Consider the following 19,015-nt stretch of genomic DNA (forward strand, 5'->3'; position numbering starts at 1 on the left):
GCCCTGCGGGCGCAAAGGCTTAAAGAAACGGTGCGAGAATATCGGGCCGCACCCGCGCCAGCCGCCCGCTCGCACGGTCGAGCATCGCCCAGGTGGTCGCCGCGCTGACAAGGCGCTTGCCGGCAGCATCGGTGAATTCCACCCGGCGGAGCGATTTGGCGCCCATCGCAGGGCCTTCGATCCATGTTGCGGCGCGGACTTCGGCGCCTTCCGACACGTTCCCGCGATAGTCAATCTCGTGCCGCACCACGACCCAGAAGAACGTGTCACGATGTTCCGGACGGGCCACCGCACCCCAATGCGCGGTCGCCATGTCCTGAATCCACTGCACCCACACGGTATTGTTGACGTGGCCGAGCTCGTCGATGTGTTGCGGCTCGGCGGTGAAGGTGCGGGTGAAGCGGTTTGGCGGGGTCATTCGCCCCCAGCCTTGGGCGCCATGCCCATCTGCCACAGGATGAAGGCGAATTCCTCCGCGGTTTCCTTCAGCGCGTTCCAGCGCCCGGACTGGCCGCCGTGGCCTGCGCCCATGTTGGTCTTCATCAGCAGCAGGTTGTCGTCGGTCTTCAATTCGCGCAGCTTGGCGACCCATTTGGCGGGTTCCCAATAGGTCACGCGCGGATCGTTGAGGCCGGCGGTCACCAGCATCGGGGGGTAATCCTTCGCCACCACCTGATCATAGGGCGAATAGGACAGCATATAGGCAAACGCCGCCTTGTCGGTGATGGGGTTGCCCCATTCCTGCCATTCACCCGGGGTAAGCGGCAGATCCTTGTTGAGCATCGTGTTCAGCACATCAACAAAGGGAACGTGCGCAACGATCGCGCCGTACTGCTTGGGGTCCTGATTGATGATCGCCCCCATCAGTTCGCCGCCGGCTGATCCGCCGCTGGCGGTGACCATGCCTTCGGCGGTGTAGCCCTTGGCGATCAGACCGCGCCCTGCATCGACGAAGTCGTTGAAGGTGTTGGTGCGTTCAAACATCTTGCCCTGCATGTACCAGCGCCGCCCCAGATCATCGCCGCCGCGAATATGCGCGATGGCGTAGGCAAAGCCGCGATCGATCAGGCTGAACCGCGAGGTCGAAAAGCCCGGCGGCACTGCATAGCCATAGGCGCCGTAGGCATACAGGTGGAGCGGCCCCGGCCCTTCGATCCCCGCCTTGGCAAGAATATCCGCACGATCCTTGCGCATCACGATGCTGACCGGAACCATCGTCCCGTCGCGCGCCTGCACGGTCAGCCGTTCGGTAGTGTAGAGGCTGGCGTCATAACCACTGGGAATTTCCTGCGTCTTCAGCGTTTCCAGCCCGCCGGTTGCCACGTCGTAATCATAGATCGTGCTGGGGGTCACCATGCTCTGATAGGACAGGCGCAGCTTGGTCATGTCGTATTCGGGGTTGTTGGAAAGCCCCGCGGTGTAGCTCGCTTCGGGGAAGGTGATCGGGGTGATCTTTGCCGCATCGCCATATTGGCGCAGCTGAACCTGATCGAGCCCGTTCATCCGCCCTTCGGTGACGTAGAAATCCTTGAACAGATCAAAGCCGGTCAGATAAAAATCATCCGATCCGGCGATCACGGTCTGCCAATCGCCCGGCGTTTCCAGCTTTGCCCTGGCAAGGCGGAAGTTGATGTGGTCGTCATTGGTCCACACCCACAATTCCCCGTCGCGCACATCGACCGAATATTCGACCCCCTTCTGGCGCGGCTTGATGAGGATCGGTTGCGCAGTGGGGGTGGCTGCGGGGACAAGGCGCACTTCGCTGGTTTCATTATCGCCGGTGGCGATCACCAGCCAATCGTCCTGCGCCGAAAGCCCGGTGCCCACGCTGAAGCTCTGGTCTTCTTCCTTGTAGAGCGTCACGTCCTGTTCGACCGGGGTTCCGATTACGTGCAGCTTGGCTTCAAGCGTGCGCCATTCCTCGGTCGACGGGCCATAGACCAGCGCGGTATCATTCGCGACCCACACCAGATCGCTGCGCAGGTTGGTGAGGACATCGGGCAGCAGTTCCCCCGTTTCCAGATCCTTGATCCGCGCGGTGTAACGTTCCGACCCGTCGGTATCGGCCGAATAGGCAAGGAACCGCCCGTTCTGGCTGATCGATGCCGCGCCCAGACGGAAATATTCCTGCCCTTCGGCCAGCTGGTTTTCGTCGATGATGAGCTGCGCCTCGCCGCCCGCCGCAGGTTTGCGGTAATGCTTGCGATACTGCGCGCCTTCTTCAAATTCGGACCAGTAGATATAATCGCCATCCTTCTGCGGCACCGTGGAATCGTCTTCCTTGATGCGCGCGCGCATTTCGGTGAACAGCGCTTCGGTGAAGGGGGCCTGCGCACCCATCTTGGCTTCGAAATAGGCGTTTTCCGCCTTGACGTGATTCAGCACATCCTCGTCATCGATCACCGGATAGGATTTGTCGTACAGCCAGTCATAGGGGTCTTCGATGGTGATCCCGTGGTGGGTGTACGTGTGCGGGCGCTTCTCGGCGACAGGGGGCGTGATGTCGGAATTGGCAGCGGCGGCGGGTGTGGTCACGCGGGTCTGTTCCTCTGAGCTGTTCGTGGTCGCGCCTGCGGGGGCGGCGGCTGCCAAGGTGGTGGCAAGAAGTGCGGTGGCAAGTGCATGGATGCTGGTCTGGCGGAGCATTGATGGTCGTTCCCTGCTGGCACCCGCGCGTCGCAGCGGCGGGTGGAAAAACGCGGCCCCAGGGCCTATGGTGGCGGTTCTAGCGATACATTCCTGCGCGGCAAGACCCGCGCCACCTGCCAAGGATCGACGATATGCTGATGCAAACCCCCAACCTTTCAGGCGCCGCGCGCCTTGTCGCTCTGCGCGAGGAGCTTAAGCGCCGGGGCGTGCATGGTTTCATCATCCCCATTTCCGATGAACATATGAGCGAATATGTCGGCGATTATGCCCAGCGGCTCGAATGGCTGACAGGTTTTCGCGGATCGGCAGGCTTTGCCGCCGTCACGCTCGATCAGGCTGCGATATTCGTCGATGGACGCTACACCGTGCAGGTGCGCGAACAGGTGGACGGGCAGCTGTTCGACTACAAGAGCGTTCCGGCCGAAAGCCTGGGGCAATGGCTGGCCGACGTGTGCCAAGATGGCGCGCAGATCGCCTATGATCCCTGGCTCCACACCTGGGCCTGGGTCGAAGCGCTGGAAGCGCAGGTCAATCCCAAGGGGATCACGCTTGTTCCTGCAGACAGCAACCCGATCGACGCGGTGTGGGCCGATCGCCCCGCCCCTTCAACGGCGCAGGCCGAGGTGCACGACGAGGCAATGGCTGGGCGATCCTCAGCCGAAAAACGCGCCGCCGTGGCCGATTGGCTGGTGAGGGAAGGCCATGATGCGGTGGTGATCCCGGCACTGGATTCGGTAGCATGGCTGCTGAACATTCGCGGCGCGGACGTGGCGCATACGCCTGTCGCGCTGTCCTATGTCATTGCCCGCAAGGATGGCAGCGCCGAACTGTTCATCGCGCCCGAAAAGGTAACGCCTGAACTCACCCGCCATCTCGGCAACGCGGTCACGATCCGCGACCGGGCGGCGTTTGACAGCGCGCTGGGAGAGTATACCGGGCAAAGCGTCGCGCTCGACCCTGATTTTGCGGTGGTGGGCATCGCGCAGGCGCTGCGTGCAGGGGGCGCGAAGTTCGCCTTCAAACAGGACCCGACCATCCTTGCAAAGGCGATCAAGAACAAGGCGGAACAGGACGGGCAGCGCGATGCACAGGCGCGCGACGGTGCCGCGGTCAGCCGTTTCCTGCGCTGGCTGGAGATCGAAGCGCCCAAGGGCGGAGTTGATGAACTGGGCGCCGCAGCGCGCCTTCAGGCTTTCCGCGAGGAAGACCCGGGCCTTTCCGACCTCTCCTTCGACACCATCTCGGCCGCCGCCGGCCACGCCGCGCTGCCGCATTACAAGGTGGACGAGGACAGCAATATCCCGATCCCGCCGTCCTCGATCTATCTGGTCGATTCGGGCGGGCAATATCCCGGCGGCACCACCGACATCACCCGCACCGTATGGGTCGGACCGGGTGAGCCGACAGCGGAAATGCGCGATCGCAACACGCGCGTGCTGAAAGGCCATATCCAGCTCGCCCGCGCCGTGTTTCCGCAAGGCACGGTGGGTGCGCAGCTTGATGTGCTGGCGCGGCAATATCTGTGGGAAGCGGGCGTCGATTACGGTCACGGCACCGGGCACGGCGTGGGCAGCGTGCTCGCCGTGCACGAAGGCCCGCAGCGCATCGCCAAGCCGGGCGGCGGACAGGCAGGCACGGGGCATGAACTGCACGCCGGGATGATCTGTTCGAACGAGCCCGGCTACTACAAGCCGGGCGCCTTTGGCATCCGCATCGAAAATCTGGTGCTGATCGAAGAACGCAGGGTCGAAGGCATGGAAGGCCGGTATCTCGGCTTTGAAACGCTGACCTTCGTGCCGCTCGATCGCAAGCTGATCGACAAGAGGATGCTCACTGCAGACGAAATTGCGTGGGTCGATGCCTATCACGCCAAGGTGCGCGACGTGTTGACCCCGCGCCTATCGGGCGATGATCTGGAATGGGTTGAACGCGAAACCGCGCCGCTTTGACGCTTGTTGGACTGCCCGTGTTCCTGTAATGTTCCTACACGAGTCGCGCACTTTACGGGAGGAACACGCATGATCGGCTATGTCACCTTGGGCACCAATGATCTGCCGCGCGCTGCGGCGTTTTACGATGCTTTATCAGCCCATTTCGGCGTTGGGCGGATGATGGATACAGAAGCCTTCATCGCCTGGGGCGAATGGGGCGGGGGCACCGGGATCGCCGCGACATTGCCGTTCGATGGCCAGCCCGCCACAGTCGGCAATGGCGTGATGGTGGCGCTGGAAGTGAAAAGCGCGGACGATGTCCACGCGCTTTACGATATCGCAATGGCCCATGGCGGCACCGATGAAGGCGCGCCCGGCCCGCGGGGTGAGGATGGCTTTTACGCGGGCTATTTCCGCGATCCCGATGGCAACAAGCTCAACGCTTACTGCATGCTTACCCCTGACGAGGGATGATGCCGGTCGGGCCTGCCGCCCTGCAATGTTTCACGTGAAACATTGCAGGAACATCGGGCCTGCTATCGCATCAGTCCGCCTAACAGGTTTCTGACGAAGGCCGTCGCGCCTGTCTGCAGCGGGTTGGCACCTGATTTCTTTCCCAGCACGGCTGCCACTGCGATCGACGCGATCGATCCGCTGGCAGCCGTCATCGCGCTCTTGCCTGCCTTTGCCCACACCGATGGCGTCTTGCGTTCGCGCTTGCCGACTTCTTCGCGGCCTTTTTCTTCGACCTCTTTGGCGGTGGCGGCCGCATCGGCGGCCTTGGCGGCAAGCACTTCGGCAGCGCTTTGCCGATCAACGCGGGTGTCGTACTTGCCTTCAAGCGGGCTGATCGACTGGATGATTGCGCGCTCCTTGGGTGTGACCGGGCCCAGCCGCGAACGCGGCGGTTTGATCAACGTGCGTTCGACAATCGTGGGCGCGCCGTCTTCATCCAGTGTGGAGACCAGCGCCTCGCCCACCTTGAGTTCGGTGATCGCGGTTTCGACATCAAGCGCGGGATTGATGCGGAACGTCTCGGCGGCTGCTTTGATCGCGCGCTGATCGCGCGGCGTGAAGGCGCGCAGCGCGTGCTGCACCCGGTTGCCCAGTTGCCCAGCAACCTCTTCGGGAATGTCGATCGGGTTCTGTGTCACGAAGAACACCCCCACGCCCTTCGACCGGATCAGCCGCACCACTTGTTCGATCGTGTCCTGCAACGCCTTGGGCGCATCATCGAACAGCAGGTGTGCTTCATCAAAGAAGAACACCAGCTTCGGCTTTTCCGGATCGCCCACTTCGGGGAGCGATTCGAACAGTTCCGCCAGCAGCCACAATAGGAAGGTGGCGTAAAGCTTGGGGCTGCGCATCAGCTTGTCCACCGCCAGCACGTTGACATAACCGCGACCCTGATCGTCGACTTTCAGGAAATCATCGATCTCCAGCGCCGGCTCACCAAAGAAATTGTCCGCGCCCTGCGCTTCAAAGCTCAGCAGTTGCCGCTGGATTGCGCCCACCGATGGCCGCGTGACATTGCCGTATTTTCCTGACAGTTCGGATACATTGTCGTTGGCCCAGGCCAGCAGCGCCTGCAAATCGGCAAAATCGAGCAACAGCAGCCCGTTTTCGTCGGCATAGCGGAAGATGATCTGCAACACGCCTTCCTGCGTCTCGTTCAGGTCGAGCAGGCGCGACAGCAGCAGCGGGCCCATTTCGGAAACCGTGGTGCGGATCGGATGGCCTTGCTCGCCGTAAAGATCCCAGAAGATCACCGGATTATCGGTATAGCTGTAGTCGGTGAGCCCAAGCTCTTTCGCGCGGCTTTCCAGCTTGTCGGCGTGTTTGAAGGTGGGCGACCCCGGCATCGCGATGCCCGACAGATCACCTTTCACATCGGCGACGAAGACCGGCACACCGGCCTTGGAAAAGCTTTCCGCAACACCCTGCAGCGTCACGGTTTTGCCCGTTCCGGTGGCCCCTGCGATCAACCCGTGACGGTTCGACCGGCTGAGCGCAAGCGCCTGCCGTGATCCGTCCGATCCCAGCCCCAGATAGATATCGCCCGCCTGCTCGCCCATGCCCGTTTCCTGTTTCTTGCTGCTCTACCCCCGATGTGCAGGGACGCCTCGCAGCGGTCAAGTTCTCGACAGCGGCGCACATTTGGCTAAGGCTACCCGGCATGGGTCAGACCACGCCTTTCGTTCTGCTCGATGATGCCCGCGCCGTGCACGGGGCCCATGATGGCGCCGCCGATGCCCTGCTGTATGAAAACCCCGCGGCGCTGTTCGCGGCGCACCGGCCCGAACAGGTGGACAGCGTTCTGGCCGCAGCCGATGCGGCGCAGGCCGCGCATGGCGGATCGCTGGCGGGATACATCGCCTACGAAGCGGGCCTTGCGCTTGAACCGCGTCTGGCGGGTATGGCCGCCGCACGATCGGGCGCGGCAGGGCCGCTGGTGTGGCTTGGCCTGTTCGATGCCCCGCGCCGGATTGCCGCGCCCGATGTACCCGCCTTTCTCGAAGCCCGCGCCGAAGGAACGGGCACGATCGGCCCGCTTGAACCGCAGCTTTCCCCCGGAGGCTATGATGCGGCGTTCCGAGCGTTGCGCGAAGCGATCCATGCAGGCGATATCTATCAGGCCAACCTTACCTACAGCCTGGCAGGTTCGTTCCGCGGCGATCCTACCGGACTGTATGCCGCACTGCGCAGCGCGGCCGCGGCCGGGTACGGCGGACTGATCTTCGACGGATCGCACTGGTTGCTGAGCTTTTCGCCCGAACTGTTTGTCGCGCTCGATGGCGCGCAGGCCAAAGTCAAGCCGATGAAGGGCACGCGCCCGCGGGCGGGCGATCCTGCGGCGGACCGGGCAATGGCGCAGGATCTTGCCACGTCGGTCAAGGACCGTGCGGAAAATCTCATGATCGTCGATCTGATGCGCAACGATCTGTCCCGCGTGGCAGTGCCGGGCAGCGTCCGGGTGGATGCCCCCTTCGCGGTCGAAACCTATCCAACGGTACACCAGATGGTGTCGACCGTTCGCGCGACGCTGGAACCGGGCAAGGGCGCGATGGATCTGGTGCGGGCGCTGTTCCCGTGCGGGTCGATTACCGGCGCGCCCAAGATCCGCGCGATGGAACTGCTTGGGCAGATCGAACGCGATGCCCGCGGGGCCTATTGCGGGGCGATCGGCCGTATCGATCCACCCGGCGCCGATGGCCGTGCCGATGCCGCCTTCAACGTCGCGATCCGCACCTTGCGGTTGACCCCCATCGAAGACGGACAGGGCAGCGCGGTGCTGGGCATCGGGTCTGCCATCGTTGCGGATAGCGATGCGATGTCTGAACGGCGCGAATGCGAGGTCAAGGCGGGTTTCCTGCGCCGCGCTGCGCCCGGTCTTGTCGCGCCCACCTGCGATCTTATCGAAACGATGCGGTTCGCACCCGACACCGGGATTGCGTTGCTGGAATTGCATCTGGCCCGGATGAAGGCGAGCGCGGCGGCGCTGGGTTTTGCTTTTGATCGTCATGCCTTGCGCAACCACATTCAGGCGCTGTGCTTTGAACTGGAGGCACCGGCGCGGGTGCGCCTCATGGTATCGCGCAGCGGCGCAAGCGCGCTGGAGACCGGACCGCTGCCTGCGGCTTTGGGCGATCCGGTGAAGGTAGCAGCCTTGCCGCATATGCTCGACCCGTCGGACTGGCGGCTGGCGCACAAGACCTCAGATCGCGGATTTTACGACGACGCGCTGACAGCGGCGCGCACGCTGGGCGCGCAGGAAGCCGTGCTGGTGCGAAGCGACGGACGCGTGACCGAGGGGAGTTTCACAAGCGTGTTCGCAGAGGCACCGGACGGCGTTCTGCGCACCCCGCCCGCCCATCTTGGCCTGCTGCCGGGTGTTCTGGCGGCGCACCTGCTAGACGAAGGCAGGGCGTGTGAGGCCGAACTGACGCTTGATGATCTGGCGCATGGCTTCTGGATCGGCAATGCACTGCGCGGACTGATGCGCGCCGTTCTGGTCTAGCCGTGCATCGCCCTTCGACAATGCCGGGCCGAACAGGTAACGGGGCGCATGGCTGACATCAAAATCCTGTACGAAGACGGCGAAGCGCTGGTGATCGACAAGCCTTCGGGCATGGCGGTCGATCGGCCGCGCAAGGGCGGTATTTGCCTTGAAGATCATCTTGAACGGTTGAAGCTGGGCTTCCAGCGGCCACCGGTTGCCGTGCACCGGCTGGATACCGACACCAGCGGTTGCCTGCTGCTGGCGCGCAACCCCAAGGCGCTGGCGCGGTTCAACCGGGCGTTTGAAGACCGGCTGGTCGAAAAGACCTATCTTGCCATTCTGGCAGGTCAACCGGCGGGCGAATCGGGCACGATCGAACTGTCGCTTTCCAAGATCAGTTCGGCTGAAAAGGGCTGGCGCATGATCCCCGCCAAAAAGGGCAAGCCTGCGGTATCGCACTGGGAACTGATCAAGACGCTTGGGCCCCACAGCCTGATTCGCTTCCGGCCTGAAACCGGGCGCACACACCAACTGCGTGTGCATGCGCTGGCCGGGCTTGGCGCAGCGTTGCTGGGCGATCCGGTGTATGGCGCAGGAATGTCGGGCGCGGCCAAGCGCACGATGCTCCACGCTGAAAGCCTGACTGTAACGCGTCCGGGAAAGACCGCCATCGAAGCCCGTGCCGAATTGCCGGCCGATTTTCTCGCATTCGGGGCGGCCGATGGATGACGACACGACCGAACCCCTGAGCGCAAAGGCGATTCGTCTGGCGAGCGAGAGCTTTCTTGCCGGGTCCGGGCCGGGCGGACAGAACGCCAACAAGGTCGCCACCGAAGTCGAACTGCGCGTGAATATCTATGCCCTGCGCCTGCCGCCCGCGGTGTTTGCCCGGTTGCGGGCGCTGGCAGGGGCCAAGCTGGCGGGCAATGGCGACCTGATCGTCAATTCCAAGGCGCATCGCACCCAGGATGCCAACCGGCAGGATGCCCGCGTGAAACTCGCCGCCCTGATCGACGAAGCGCAGGTCCAGCCCAAGCGGCGCGCCAAGACACGGCTGAACCGCGTGGGCAAAACCGCGCGGCTCAAGGTGAAGAAAGTGCGCGGCGCGGTGAAGGCCAACCGCGGCAAGCCCAATTCGGGCGACTGGTAAGCCGCCTTGACTTTTGCCCGTGAATCGGCGAATGGCGCGCCCATGTGGCGGTGTGCCGGGCCAACCGGGCGCGCCGCTATTTGCTTTTATAGCCCTGCGTGACGCATGCGCCGGGCCGACCCATTTGACAGGATACCGCCATGGCGAAGCCCACCACCGTCAAGATCCGCCTCGTCTCGAGCGAGGGCACCGGTTTCTTCTACGTGACCAAGAAGAACCCGCGCAACATCACCGAAAAGATGAGCTTCCGGAAGTATGATCCGGTTGCGCGCAAGCATGTCGAATTCAAGGAAGCCAAGATCAAGTAAGATCGGCTTTCCCGCGTTGGGCCAGTTGCAACATAACTTGCCCGGCGCGCGTTAATTCATCGACAGTTCAAGCCAGCGGCTTTAACCGCACTGGCATGAAAACAAATCTCTTCTCATTCCGCACGCTGGCGATCGGCCTTGGGGCCGGTGCGCTGGCGTTTGGCGTTGCACCCGGCACCCGCGACGTGCTGACCGCACCGGCTGCCGCACAGTCGACCAGCCAGATCGATCAGGTTATCGGTGCGCTGCGCGGCATATCGACCATGAAGGCCGATTTTACCCAGACCGACCGTCAGGGCTCCACGGTGCGCGGCCAGATGACGCTGAAGCGGCCGGGCAAGATCCGCTTCGATTACGGCAAGAATGCCGACTTCCTCGTCATTTCGAACGGGAAGTCGCTGTACATGGTCGATTACGAAGTCAGTCAGGTGGAACGTTGGCCAATCGGCAATTCACCGCTCGGCGCGCTGTTCGATCCCGGTAAGGACGTGAAGCGTTACGGGAAGATGGTCCCCACCCGCGATCCCAATGTGCTCAGCGTCGAAGTGCGCGATCCCAAGAAGCCTGAATTCGGGATGATCACCCTGATCTTCACCCGCAATGCCTCGGCGCCGGGCGGCTGGCAGCTGACTCACTGGGTGGCGCTGGATGCGCAGAACAATCGCACGCGGGTCCAGCTGTCGAACCAGCGTTACGGCGTCAGCGTGCCTGACAGCACTTTCACTTTCAAGGACCCGCGCCGTTCGACTCGTCGTCCCGGATAAACAGACCTGCGCCGAACGGTTGTAAGGACGCGACAGAATTTCTGCCGCGTTCATGTGTGTGAAAGCCTTCGACGGCTAATCATTCTCAACAAGGCGGCTTGAAGGGAGGTTTCCCCCCTGTTGCCCACCCTTCACACGGGCCAGCCTTGTACAAGCGTGACGAACGCTCCATGGAACCCTCGACCCACCGCCCCCGGGTCGAGGGTTTTTGTTTGGCTTACTCCCAACCCAGCGCCCGGCGGATGATCGCGTAGATCACATTCTGTTCGATTACACCGCGCGCGCGGTTTGCGCCGGGGCCGGTTGCGAACAGCGCGACATCTTCGCCGCCGTGTGTTTCACTGCCCAGCGGGACAAGCGCCTGCTGGCGTGCCTTCAATCCGGTTTGCGGCATCGGGCGCTGATGTTCGCCGTCGCCGTCTTCATCGGCATAAAGGCCGCCGGGGCCGTTGGCATAACCCAGCGTCGTGTAGGGCTTGCCGTCGGCAGCGAGCACGGGCGATGTCCCGTCCCCGCCATCCTCCCCGCGCCCGGCAGGCGGTACTACCAGTCCCAGAATGTCGTTCCCGCGCTGCGGATAGCCTGCAATCGTGAAGACGTGGCTGTGATCGGCGGTGACCATGATAAGCGTTTCGGCAGGGTCGGTGTTGTCGACCGCGTATTGCACGGCGCGGGCGAACTCCACCGCCTCTTCCAGCGCATAGCCGGCCTGCCCGGCATGATGCGCATGGTCGATGCGTCCGCCTTCGACCATCAGGTAATAGCCATCCGGATCTGCTTTCAACCGTGCGATGGCAGCGGCGGTCATATCGCTGAGCGTCGGTTCGGCAGTATCGGCCTTGCGATCGGCCATGAAGGTAAGATGGCTGGGGCTGAACAGGCCGAGCACAGGCTTGTCCATCGGTGCAGCGGCAAGGCCGGCGGCATCCTTGACCACCGTGCCGCCGCTTCGCGCCGCCCAGGCAGCAGGCAGATCGGCCGCCGCATCGACGCGGCGACCGGCGCGGTCCTTGTCCTTGCCGTAGAACGCCGCCGTACCGCCGCCCAGCGCGACATCGAAGTTGGCCTCGGCCAGTTGCAGGGCGATATCCTTGCACCCTTGCCCTTGCTGGTCGGCGGGAATATTGTTGTCCCCTTCCCAATCGCGGTCGGCGCTGCGCGAAAAGACGCTGGCGGGGGTGGCGTGGGTCAGCCGCGTGGTGGTGACGATCCCCAGCGCCAGCCCGCGCTGCTTCATCTCTTCGCCCAGCAGCGGCAGCGGATGCGCGAGCGCATCGGCGCACACGCCCTTTTCGGCGTCCGGCCCGATCCCGAGCACGCCGATGCGGGTCTTCTGGCCCGAATGTATCGCTGTCGCCGTGCCGGCAGAATCAGGCACCTGCGCATTGGTGTTATAGGTCTTGACCAGCGCAACATTGTCGAACTTTTCAAAGCTCAGACGGTTTTCCTCCCCCGTTTCCCCGCGCTTTTGTGCTTCGTAGATGCGCGCCGCGGTGATGGTGGAAATGCCCATGCCATCGCCGATGAACAGGATCACGTTCCTGGCCTTTGTGGGAGCCGCAGATGCTGTGGTGGTTGCGGGGCGCGTGTCGGTTGTAGTCGCACAAGCGCCAAGCGGCAGGGCGGCGGCGGCAAGAGCAATCAGCGCGCGGGGTGGGGTCATATCACAATCTCCTTGCCCGGCGCGCTATCGGGCCGGTGTGTTTCGGTAAAGCGACGATCTTGCCGGCGCGGCTGGATTTTGTTGCCGCTGCCCCTTAAGTCCGCCTTCATGCTGAGCGTTGCCACTTGGAATATCAATTCCGCCCGCCTTCGCGTGGGCCTGATCGAAAAGCTGCTGACCGAGGCCGCGCCCGACATCCTGTGCCTGCAGGAGATCAAGTGCGAAAGCCACCTGTTCCCGGCCGAAGCGCTGGCGAATCTCGGCTACACGCATCAGGCGGTGAGCGGGCAGAAAGGCTACCACGGCGTCGCCACGGTCAGCCGCGTCCCGATCCGCGAGCTGACCCGCCACGACTGGCAGAACAATGGCGAAGCGCGCCACATCGGCGTCGAGGTGCTGGGCAAGGATCTGCTGGTCGAGAACGTCTACGTCCCCGCTGGCGGCGATGTGCCCGACCGCGAAGTGAACGCGAAGTTCGGCCAGAAGCTCGATTTCCTCGGCCGGATGACGAAATGGGCCGATACGCTCGACCGGCCCACGCTGATCGTCGGCGATTTCAACATCGCCCCGCTGGAAAGCGACGTGTGGAGCCACAAGCAATTGCTCAAGGTCGTCAGCCACACGCCGATCGAGGTCGAGACGCTGGGCAAGTTCCGCGATGCGCACGGCTGGGTCGATATCGGGCGCGAACACGTGCCGCATCCGGGGCGCTATTACAGCTGGTGGAGCTATCGCAATCCCGGCTGGCAGGAAAACGACAAGGGCCGCCGGCTCGACCATATGTGGGCCTCTCCTGATCTGGCGCGGCAGGCCACCGGCCACCGCGTGATCGAAGCTGCGCGCGGCTGGGAAAAACCGTCCGATCACGTGCCGTTGATCACGGAGTTCGACATCTGAACGCTGCATCGCCTGAACGCCGCGCTGCGCAGGCGGTGGACGCTCTGCGCCACGGCTGGCCGCTGGCGTTTGCAGGCGGGCCGGTGCTGCTGCCGGTGGAGACCGCGATTGCGCAGGGTGCGACCGCGCCGCGGATGCTGATTTCCGCTGCGCGCGCCGCGACGCTGAAGCTCGCCAATCAGCGCGAGGCTGCCGTGCCGCACGCCCCGGTGCTGATCGCGGGCGGCGATGACTTCACCATGCGCGATGCCCTGCCGATCGCCGATCCGGCGCTGGATATGGGCAATCCCCTGAAAGGCCCATTCAAGGCAGTGTCGCTGGATTGGGAAGAAACCGCCCGCGCCGCGCTGGAACTGGCCCGGATCGCAGGAATACTGCCGGCCTTTCTCGTCGATCCGGTGGATGCGGGCGAGGCGGTGCCAGTCGCGGTGTCCGATCTGGGAGCCTATTCCGCGGCCGGCGCGCTCAAGATCATTACCCGCGCACGCCTGCCGGTGTCGGCGTGCGAGGATGCCGAGATCGTCGCCTTCCGCTCCGCCGCCGATCTGCGCGAACATGTTGCGCTGGTGATCGGCCGCCAATCGGGCGACCGCCAGCCCTTGGTGCGGCTCCATTCCGAATGCCTGACCGGCGACATCCTCGGCAGCCTCAAATGCGATTGCGGCCCGCAATTGGACGCTGCGCTCCACGCGATGGCGCATGAGGCGCGGGACAGCGGGGGCTGGGGCGTGCTGCTGTATATGCGGCAGGAAGGGCGCGGGATCGGGCTGGTCAACAAACTGCGCGCCTATCGCCTGCAGGATCAGGGGTTCGATACGGTTGAAGCCAACCAGCGCTTGGGCCTGCCCGACGAGGCGCGCGACTTCCCGGTGGCGGCGCGGATGCTGGAACTGCTGGGGGCGCAAACGATCCGGCTGCTGACCAACAACCCCGCCAAGGTCGCCGCGCTTGAAGCGGCGGGCATCACGGTGAGCGAACGTGTCGCCCACCAGCTCCCGGAAAATCCGCACAACGCCCGCTACCTCGCGACCAAGCGCGACCGATCAGGGCACTTGCTCCTGTGAGTGCCATTCATCCGCGTCGGAGCGATCGCTAGGCCGCACCCGAACCGAATAACTGTTTTACGTTACGCTTGCTGGAGATGAACGGGAGTGGAGACGAAAACGAAACTCAGGGTAAAGCGTTTCGGCTATTCATCGCTGACTGCTATAGTCATCACCCTTATTTTCGGCGCTTTATTTGGCCCCGTCGCGACGGTAATTTCGGGCGCTATCGGGTTTTTAGGTGTCGCCATTGCTAGCGATGATGACCTTGGAACTTGCCTCCCACTCGCTGTATTTTTTCTTATCGCGCTTGTAATGCTGGTTATGGCACTTGTGGGGGTAGTGTTGCTCAATTCCTAATGCCGTCTTGTGCGACAATGTAGATCGAAATCTGCGCTTCGCCTTCCTACCAAAGTCCTGTCGCAATCATAACAGCTCCGGCATGCGGAATGCCGACATCGGTGCGCTTTCCCCCCGCTGGCGCAAGTCTAACGCTGTTCGTACGGCTTCAGCCCAGCGGCCAGCGTGTTGCCCTGCATGACGATGCGCGATCCCGTCCAATCGGCGAAGAACACGCTCTTGCGGGACAGGCCGGGGACGAAGCGGGCTTCGTTGCCGACCACTTCCAGCCCGTCTGACGCATGCAGCAGGTCTTCCGCCCCCAGCGCGATGAAGGCTGAATAATTCTCCTTGTCGCGTCCCTGCACGAACCAGTTATCCGCGATCCGGCCGATGCTGCCTGCAGGCAGATCGATCATGTAATTGGTGGTGCGCCCATTGGCGTCATCGAAACTGTTGCCTTCGATCACCACCTCGCTTGCGCGGGCCTTCAGATAATGGCCCCCGGTGCCGCGTTCGAACCGGCTTTCGCGCACAGTAAGCGAGCCATAATTGCCGATATACAGCGAATGCGCGCAGCCTGCGTCGTTCTCGCAGGTGCCCAGACCCGTGAAGGTTGATCGGGTGATATAGATACGGCCGCTCGGGTTGTCGGCGGTCAGGATACCCTGCTGGCTGTTTTGAAAGCGCGCATGGGCGACATTGAGCGCGCCCGCTTCCAAGCGGATGCCTGCGCCATTGCCGTCCGCGACATTGATATTGCTGAAGGTCAGCCCGCGCACCTCTGCACCCGTACCGCGCAGCACCAGCGCCGCCTTGCCTTCGCAGGCGCGCCCGGCAAAGGTCACGGTGCCGGGTTCGGCGGCTTCGTAGATGATGACGCCCTGTTCCTGCACCGCACACTGGCGGTACGTGCCCGGCGCGATCCGGATCGTGGCGCGGGTGTTGCCGATGTCGTTTACCGCGTCCTGCAGATTGCCATAGCTGCGCCCGGTTTCGGTAACGGTGAAGGCCCCCGGCACAGGCTGCGCGACAAGCACGGCAGCAGGCAGGACAACGGCGGCGGCAAGCGCGTGAAGCGCGAAGGAAGGCGTGCGGGTCATGGCATCGAAGATAGCGGGCAATGGTTAAGGCACCATTTGCTGCTTGGCGTAAGGCCCAAGGCTTGGCTAAACCCGTCGCAACACCGTGACCCAAGAGAGGACTTTTGCATGCGTAACGCCCTTCCCCTGACCGCCCTTGCCGGTGCGGCCTTGATGCTGGCCGCCTGCGGCAGCGCCGATGACGCCTCGACCGAAGCTACCGCCGATACTGTGGAGATGCCCGCCGATGCCGCGCTGGCGCCGATTGCCGAGGTACCCGTCGCCGATCCCTCCGCCACCGCCACTGATGTCCCGGTCACGCAGGAAACTCCCGAAGCCGGGGCCACCGAAGCGGCCGATGCTGCCGCTGATGTCGCAGCAGAAGCCGCCGCTGCGGCTGAAGACACCGCCGAATAGGCCCGCTGATGCCGCGCTGGTCCGCCGCCCTGTGCCCTGCTTGCCTTCTTGCCTGCGCGCTTGCTGGGTGCGGGAACGAGCGGGCAAGCGCGCCGGGCGGCGTCAGCCCGGGAGAAGCGCAGGCGTTGGAAGAGGCGGCGTCGATGCTGGATGCGCGCAGCCTGCCCGCCGACGCCCTGCCCGCCGACGCCCTGCCGTCGGACACGGCGCCTTCGCCCACGCCGCCTGCCGATACCGGGACGCCGGCCGCAGCAACAGCAGGCACCGCTTCGCCTGCGCGCAATTGACTGCGCCGCGCCCCGTCTTTTGTTTTGCGCCTTCCGTTCAAGGATGATTGTCACAATGAACGCTCCCGCCACGCTCACCGCCCCCAATCCGGGTATGGACGATGACACCTTCGAACAGTTCGCCGAGCAGCTGCAACGCTACGTACGCGAACGCCTGCTCCCCGCCGAAGCGCAGGTAATTGCCGAAGACCGCATTCCCGACGCGATCGTGAACGAAATGCGCGACATGGGATTGTTCGGCCTGTCGGTGCCCGAGGAGTTTGGCGGCGCGGGCCTCAACATGACGCAATATGCGCGCGTCGTGAACATCATGGCCTATGCCGCGCCCGCCTACCGCTCGATCTTCTCGATCAACGTCGGCATGTTTTCGAGCGCGCTGAAGAACGGCGCGACGCAGGCGCAGAAGGAAGAATGGTATCCGCAGATCGCCGAAGGCAAGATCGCGTGTTTCGGCCTGACCGAACCGGGCTCGGGCAGCGACAGCGCGGGCCTTCAGACCACCGCGGTCCCCGACACGCAAGGCAATGGCTGGATCCTCAACGGCACCAAGCGGTACATCACCAACGCGCCGCACGCCGATGTCGCGCTGATCATGGCGCGCACCAACAAGGAAGCCCTGCCCAAGAACGCGCACGTCTCGGCCTTCCTCGTCCCGATGACCGCACCGGGCGTCTCGACCGGATCACCCGACAAGAAGATGGGGCAGGCCGGATCGCATATCTCCGACATCATGCTCGATGACGTGCATGTGCCGGGCGACGCGCTGCTCGGCGGCGAGACCGGCAAGGGCTTCGTCTTCGCGATGAAGAGCCTCGACAACGGCCGCATTTCCGTGGGCGCGGCGGCGACCGGCTATGCCCGGCGTGCGCTCGATTCGGCGCTGCGTTACGCCAATGAACGCAAAGCCTTTGGCGAGCCGATCGCCAATTTTCAGCTGATTCAGGCGATGCTCGCCGACAGCGAGATCGAAATCTACGCCGCCGAGGCGATGATGGCCGATGTCACCGCGCGCGCCGACCGGGGCGAAAACATTCTGGTCAAGGCGGCCGCCTTCAAGGTCTTCGCCAGCGAAATGTGCGGCCGCGTGGTCGACCGGGTGGTGCAGGTCTATGGCGGCGCAGGCTACCTTGCCGAATACGACGCCGAGCGCTTCTTCCGCGATGCGCGCATCTACCGCATCTACGAAGGCACGACGCAGATCCTGCAACTCCAGATCGCCAAGCACATGCTGCGCGAGTGGGCGGCAAACGCCTGAGATGTATAACCTCCTCAATGACCTGAGCATCGTCGAGGTTTCCAGCTTCGTCGCGTCTCCCACCGCGGGGCTTTACTGCGCGCAACTGGGCGCCGAGGTGATCCGCGTCGATCACAAGGCGGGCGGGCTCGATTACAACCGCTACATGCTGACGGGCGAGGGACGCTCGCTCAGCTGGGAGAACCTCAACCGCGCCAAGAAGTCGCTCGCGCTCGATCTGCAATCGGGCGAAGGGCGCGAGCTGCTGGTGGCGTTGGCCGCGAGCGTCGGCCAGTGCATCACCAACTTGCCCGAAAAGAGCTTCCTCAGCCATGCCGCGATGCAGGCCAGGCGCGCGGACATGGTGAGCCTTCGCGTGATGGGCTGGCACGATGGGCGCCAGGCGATGGATTTCACCGTCAACGCGGCGGTCGGATACCCGCTGATGGGCGGGCCGGAGGACTGGGACCCGGTCACCGCGCCGCCGGTCAATCAGGTGCTGCCCGCGTGGGATTTCATCACTGGGGCTTATGGCGCCTTCGCCATGCTCGCCGCACTGCGCCACCGCGACCGAACGGGAGAGGGCAGTGAAGTGCGCCTGCCGCTGGGCGATGTCGCGATCGGGACGATGGCGAACGCCGGGCTGATGGCCGAAGTGCTGTATCGCGGCGGCGACCGCGAACGGCTTGGCAATGCGATCTGGGGCGCTTTCGGGCGCGATTTCCGCAGCCGCGACGGGGTGCGCTTCATGGTCGCGGCGCTGACGCCCAAGCAATGGGGCGGCCTGGTAAAGGCGTTCGGCGTCGAAGCGGGCATCGCGGCGCTTGAAGTTGAATATGGCGTCCGATTTGCCGATGGCGATACGCCGCGCTTTACGCATCGCAGCGATCTTTTCGCCCTGTTCCAGCACGCTGCCGAACACGCGGATTACGCCGAACTGGAATCACGCATGACTGCGCAGGGCTGCACCTTCGAACGTTACCGCACCGCGTTTGAAGCGGCGAATGATCGGGCGCTGGTCGCCGACAATCCGCTGTTCGGGCCTGCCCCTGCCAATCCATCCGGCTTTGACTATCCCGCCACCCGCTCTTTCGCCAATCTTCCGGAGCGCGAGGCCGGTGATCCCGCCCCTGCGCCCTTCCTCGGGCAGCATTCCGAAGAGGTGCTGGCGGAAAAACTTGGCCTGTCGTCCGGTGCCATCGGCAAGCTGGTCGATGCAGGGACCGTGGCCTTGAGCGACAAGGAATAATC

Annotated in this window: 18 protein-coding genes; 13 read left to right on the forward strand and 5 right to left on the reverse strand. The window is 63.8% G+C overall.

Annotated features, from left to right (window positions below; all coding sequences use genetic code 11):
• Window positions 1-19: 19 nt before the first annotated feature.
• The gene (locus tag SJY33_RS10950; RefSeq protein ID WP_379922794.1) at window positions 20-418 is read right to left on the reverse strand and encodes an acyl-CoA thioesterase; all 399 of its coding nucleotides are present in this window, start codon (window positions 416-418) and stop codon (window positions 20-22) included.
• Entirely contained in the window at window positions 415-2,646 is a 2,232-nt protein-coding gene (locus SJY33_RS10955; RefSeq protein WP_379922795.1) for a S9 family peptidase, read from the reverse strand. Before SJY33_RS10955 ends, SJY33_RS10950 begins: the two co-directional genes overlap by 4 nt.
• Before the next feature lie 134 nt (window positions 2,647-2,780).
• Here SJY33_RS10955 and SJY33_RS10960 point away from each other — a divergent pair, with 134 nt between their 5' ends.
• The gene (locus tag SJY33_RS10960; protein WP_379922796.1) at window positions 2,781-4,598 is read left to right on the forward strand and encodes an aminopeptidase P family protein; all 1,818 of its coding nucleotides are present in this window, start codon (window positions 2,781-2,783) and stop codon (window positions 4,596-4,598) included.
• Between the two features lie 69 nt (window positions 4,599-4,667).
• On the forward strand, window positions 4,668-5,054 hold the full coding sequence (locus tag SJY33_RS10965) for a VOC family protein (RefSeq protein ID WP_379922797.1): 387 nt from the start codon (window positions 4,668-4,670) through the stop codon (window positions 5,052-5,054).
• A gap of 62 nt (window positions 5,055-5,116) precedes the next feature.
• Here the strand turns inward: SJY33_RS10965 and SJY33_RS10970 are convergent, their stop codons facing one another.
• A complete protein-coding gene (locus SJY33_RS10970) occupies window positions 5,117-6,655 on the reverse strand; it encodes a helicase HerA-like domain-containing protein (protein WP_379922798.1) in 1,539 nt (512 codons plus the stop codon).
• 101 nt (window positions 6,656-6,756) lie between these two features.
• Between SJY33_RS10970 and pabB the strand changes: the two genes are divergently transcribed.
• The 5 genes from pabB (at window position 6,757) to SJY33_RS10995 (ending at window position 10,802) form a co-directional block, all read left to right on the forward strand.
• Window positions 6,757-8,598, forward strand: a complete 1,842-nt coding sequence (gene pabB, locus SJY33_RS10975; RefSeq protein ID WP_379922799.1) for an aminodeoxychorismate synthase component I — start codon at window positions 6,757-6,759, stop codon at window positions 8,596-8,598.
• 48 nt (window positions 8,599-8,646) lie between these two features.
• Window positions 8,647-9,309: an RluA family pseudouridine synthase gene (locus SJY33_RS10980; protein WP_379922800.1), complete on the forward strand. Its 663-nt coding sequence runs from the start codon at window positions 8,647-8,649 to the stop codon at window positions 9,307-9,309.
• Window positions 9,302-9,730 carry an alternative ribosome rescue aminoacyl-tRNA hydrolase ArfB gene (arfB, locus tag SJY33_RS10985; protein ID WP_379922802.1) on the forward strand — a complete coding sequence of 143 codons (429 nt, stop codon included), beginning with the start codon at window positions 9,302-9,304 and terminating at the stop codon, window positions 9,728-9,730. The genes SJY33_RS10980 and arfB overlap by 8 nt, the downstream gene beginning before the upstream one ends.
• A 140-nt stretch (window positions 9,731-9,870) precedes the next feature.
• On the forward strand, window positions 9,871-10,038 hold the full coding sequence (gene rpmG / locus SJY33_RS10990; RefSeq protein ID WP_017664380.1) for a 50S ribosomal protein L33: 168 nt from the start codon (window positions 9,871-9,873) through the stop codon (window positions 10,036-10,038).
• A gap of 95 nt (window positions 10,039-10,133) precedes the next feature.
• A complete protein-coding gene (locus SJY33_RS10995) occupies window positions 10,134-10,802 on the forward strand; it encodes an outer membrane lipoprotein carrier protein LolA (RefSeq protein ID WP_379922803.1) in 669 nt (222 codons plus the stop codon).
• A gap of 217 nt (window positions 10,803-11,019) precedes the next feature.
• Here SJY33_RS10995 and SJY33_RS11000 read toward each other — a convergent pair whose 3' ends face one another.
• Entirely contained in the window at window positions 11,020-12,465 is a 1,446-nt protein-coding gene (locus tag SJY33_RS11000) for an alkaline phosphatase (RefSeq protein ID WP_379922804.1), read from the reverse strand.
• A 108-nt stretch (window positions 12,466-12,573) separates the two neighbouring features.
• Between SJY33_RS11000 and SJY33_RS11005 the strand changes: the two genes are divergently transcribed.
• Together SJY33_RS11005 and ribA are read left to right on the forward strand one after the other, a co-directional pair.
• Window positions 12,574-13,362 carry an exodeoxyribonuclease III gene (locus SJY33_RS11005; protein WP_379923576.1) on the forward strand — a complete coding sequence of 263 codons (789 nt, stop codon included), beginning with the start codon at window positions 12,574-12,576 and terminating at the stop codon, window positions 13,360-13,362.
• A 35-nt stretch (window positions 13,363-13,397) separates the two neighbouring features.
• Window positions 13,398-14,426 (forward strand): GTP cyclohydrolase II, encoded by a 1,029-nt coding sequence (gene ribA / locus SJY33_RS11010; protein ID WP_379922805.1) that lies wholly within the window; start codon window positions 13,398-13,400, stop codon window positions 14,424-14,426.
• Window positions 14,427-14,893: 467 nt separating this feature from the next.
• On the opposite strand, the gene SJY33_RS11015 is transcribed toward ribA, so the two are convergent.
• A complete protein-coding gene (locus SJY33_RS11015) occupies window positions 14,894-15,847 on the reverse strand; it encodes a right-handed parallel beta-helix repeat-containing protein (RefSeq protein WP_379923577.1) in 954 nt (317 codons plus the stop codon).
• A gap of 108 nt (window positions 15,848-15,955) precedes the next feature.
• Here SJY33_RS11015 and SJY33_RS11020 point away from each other — a divergent pair, with 108 nt between their 5' ends.
• Genes SJY33_RS11020 through SJY33_RS11035 form a run of 4 tightly spaced genes read left to right on the forward strand, consistent with a single transcriptional unit; the run spans window position 15,956 to window position 19,013 of the window.
• Complete coding sequence (locus SJY33_RS11020) at window positions 15,956-16,243, forward strand: hypothetical protein (protein ID WP_379922806.1); 288 nt, start codon at window positions 15,956-15,958, stop codon at window positions 16,241-16,243.
• 8 nt (window positions 16,244-16,251) lie between these two features.
• Window positions 16,252-16,530 (forward strand): hypothetical protein, encoded by a 279-nt coding sequence (locus SJY33_RS11025; RefSeq protein WP_379922807.1) that lies wholly within the window; start codon window positions 16,252-16,254, stop codon window positions 16,528-16,530.
• 55 nt (window positions 16,531-16,585) lie between these two features.
• The gene (locus tag SJY33_RS11030) at window positions 16,586-17,785 is read left to right on the forward strand and encodes an acyl-CoA dehydrogenase family protein (RefSeq protein ID WP_379922808.1); all 1,200 of its coding nucleotides are present in this window, start codon (window positions 16,586-16,588) and stop codon (window positions 17,783-17,785) included.
• A 1-nt stretch (window position 17,786) separates the two neighbouring features.
• Window positions 17,787-19,013 carry a CoA transferase gene (locus SJY33_RS11035; RefSeq protein WP_379922809.1) on the forward strand — a complete coding sequence of 409 codons (1,227 nt, stop codon included), beginning with the start codon at window positions 17,787-17,789 and terminating at the stop codon, window positions 19,011-19,013.
• Window positions 19,014-19,015 lie beyond the last annotated feature (2 nt).

Origin of the sequence: Erythrobacter sp. R86502 (assembly GCF_042466465.1) — a bacterium.
In the GTDB taxonomy this organism is placed as follows: Bacteria; Pseudomonadota; Alphaproteobacteria; order Sphingomonadales; family Sphingomonadaceae; genus Erythrobacter.

What these genes read in the sequence shown, in the direction of transcription:
- SJY33_RS10950 (WP_379922794.1), bottom strand. Translation starts at nt 418, where the DNA reads ATGACCCCGCCAAACCGCTTCACCCGCACCTTCACCGCCGAGCCGCAA.
- SJY33_RS10955 (WP_379922795.1), bottom strand. Translation starts at nt 2,646, where the DNA reads ATGCTCCGCCAGACCAGCATCCATGCACTTGCCACCGCACTTCTTGCC.
- SJY33_RS10960 (WP_379922796.1), top strand. Translation starts at nt 2,781, where the DNA reads ATGCTGATGCAAACCCCCAACCTTTCAGGCGCCGCGCGCCTTGTCGCT.
- SJY33_RS10965 (WP_379922797.1), top strand. Translation starts at nt 4,668, where the DNA reads ATGATCGGCTATGTCACCTTGGGCACCAATGATCTGCCGCGCGCTGCG.
- SJY33_RS10970 (WP_379922798.1), bottom strand. Translation starts at nt 6,655, where the DNA reads ATGGGCGAGCAGGCGGGCGATATCTATCTGGGGCTGGGATCGGACGGA.
- pabB (WP_379922799.1), top strand. Translation starts at nt 6,757, where the DNA reads ATGGGTCAGACCACGCCTTTCGTTCTGCTCGATGATGCCCGCGCCGTG.
- SJY33_RS10980 (WP_379922800.1), top strand. Translation starts at nt 8,647, where the DNA reads ATGGCTGACATCAAAATCCTGTACGAAGACGGCGAAGCGCTGGTGATC.
- arfB (WP_379922802.1), top strand. Translation starts at nt 9,302, where the DNA reads ATGGATGACGACACGACCGAACCCCTGAGCGCAAAGGCGATTCGTCTG.
- rpmG (WP_017664380.1), top strand. Translation starts at nt 9,871, where the DNA reads ATGGCGAAGCCCACCACCGTCAAGATCCGCCTCGTCTCGAGCGAGGGC.
- SJY33_RS10995 (WP_379922803.1), top strand. Translation starts at nt 10,134, where the DNA reads ATGAAAACAAATCTCTTCTCATTCCGCACGCTGGCGATCGGCCTTGGG.
- SJY33_RS11000 (WP_379922804.1), bottom strand. Translation starts at nt 12,465, where the DNA reads ATGACCCCACCCCGCGCGCTGATTGCTCTTGCCGCCGCCGCCCTGCCG.
- SJY33_RS11005 (WP_379923576.1), top strand. Translation starts at nt 12,574, where the DNA reads ATGCTGAGCGTTGCCACTTGGAATATCAATTCCGCCCGCCTTCGCGTG.
- SJY33_RS11015 (WP_379923577.1), bottom strand. Translation starts at nt 15,847, where the DNA reads ATGACCCGCACGCCTTCCTTCGCGCTTCACGCGCTTGCCGCCGCCGTT.
- SJY33_RS11020 (WP_379922806.1), top strand. Translation starts at nt 15,956, where the DNA reads ATGCGTAACGCCCTTCCCCTGACCGCCCTTGCCGGTGCGGCCTTGATG.
- SJY33_RS11025 (WP_379922807.1), top strand. Translation starts at nt 16,252, where the DNA reads ATGCCGCGCTGGTCCGCCGCCCTGTGCCCTGCTTGCCTTCTTGCCTGC.
- SJY33_RS11030 (WP_379922808.1), top strand. Translation starts at nt 16,586, where the DNA reads ATGAACGCTCCCGCCACGCTCACCGCCCCCAATCCGGGTATGGACGAT.
- SJY33_RS11035 (WP_379922809.1), top strand. Translation starts at nt 17,787, where the DNA reads ATGTATAACCTCCTCAATGACCTGAGCATCGTCGAGGTTTCCAGCTTC.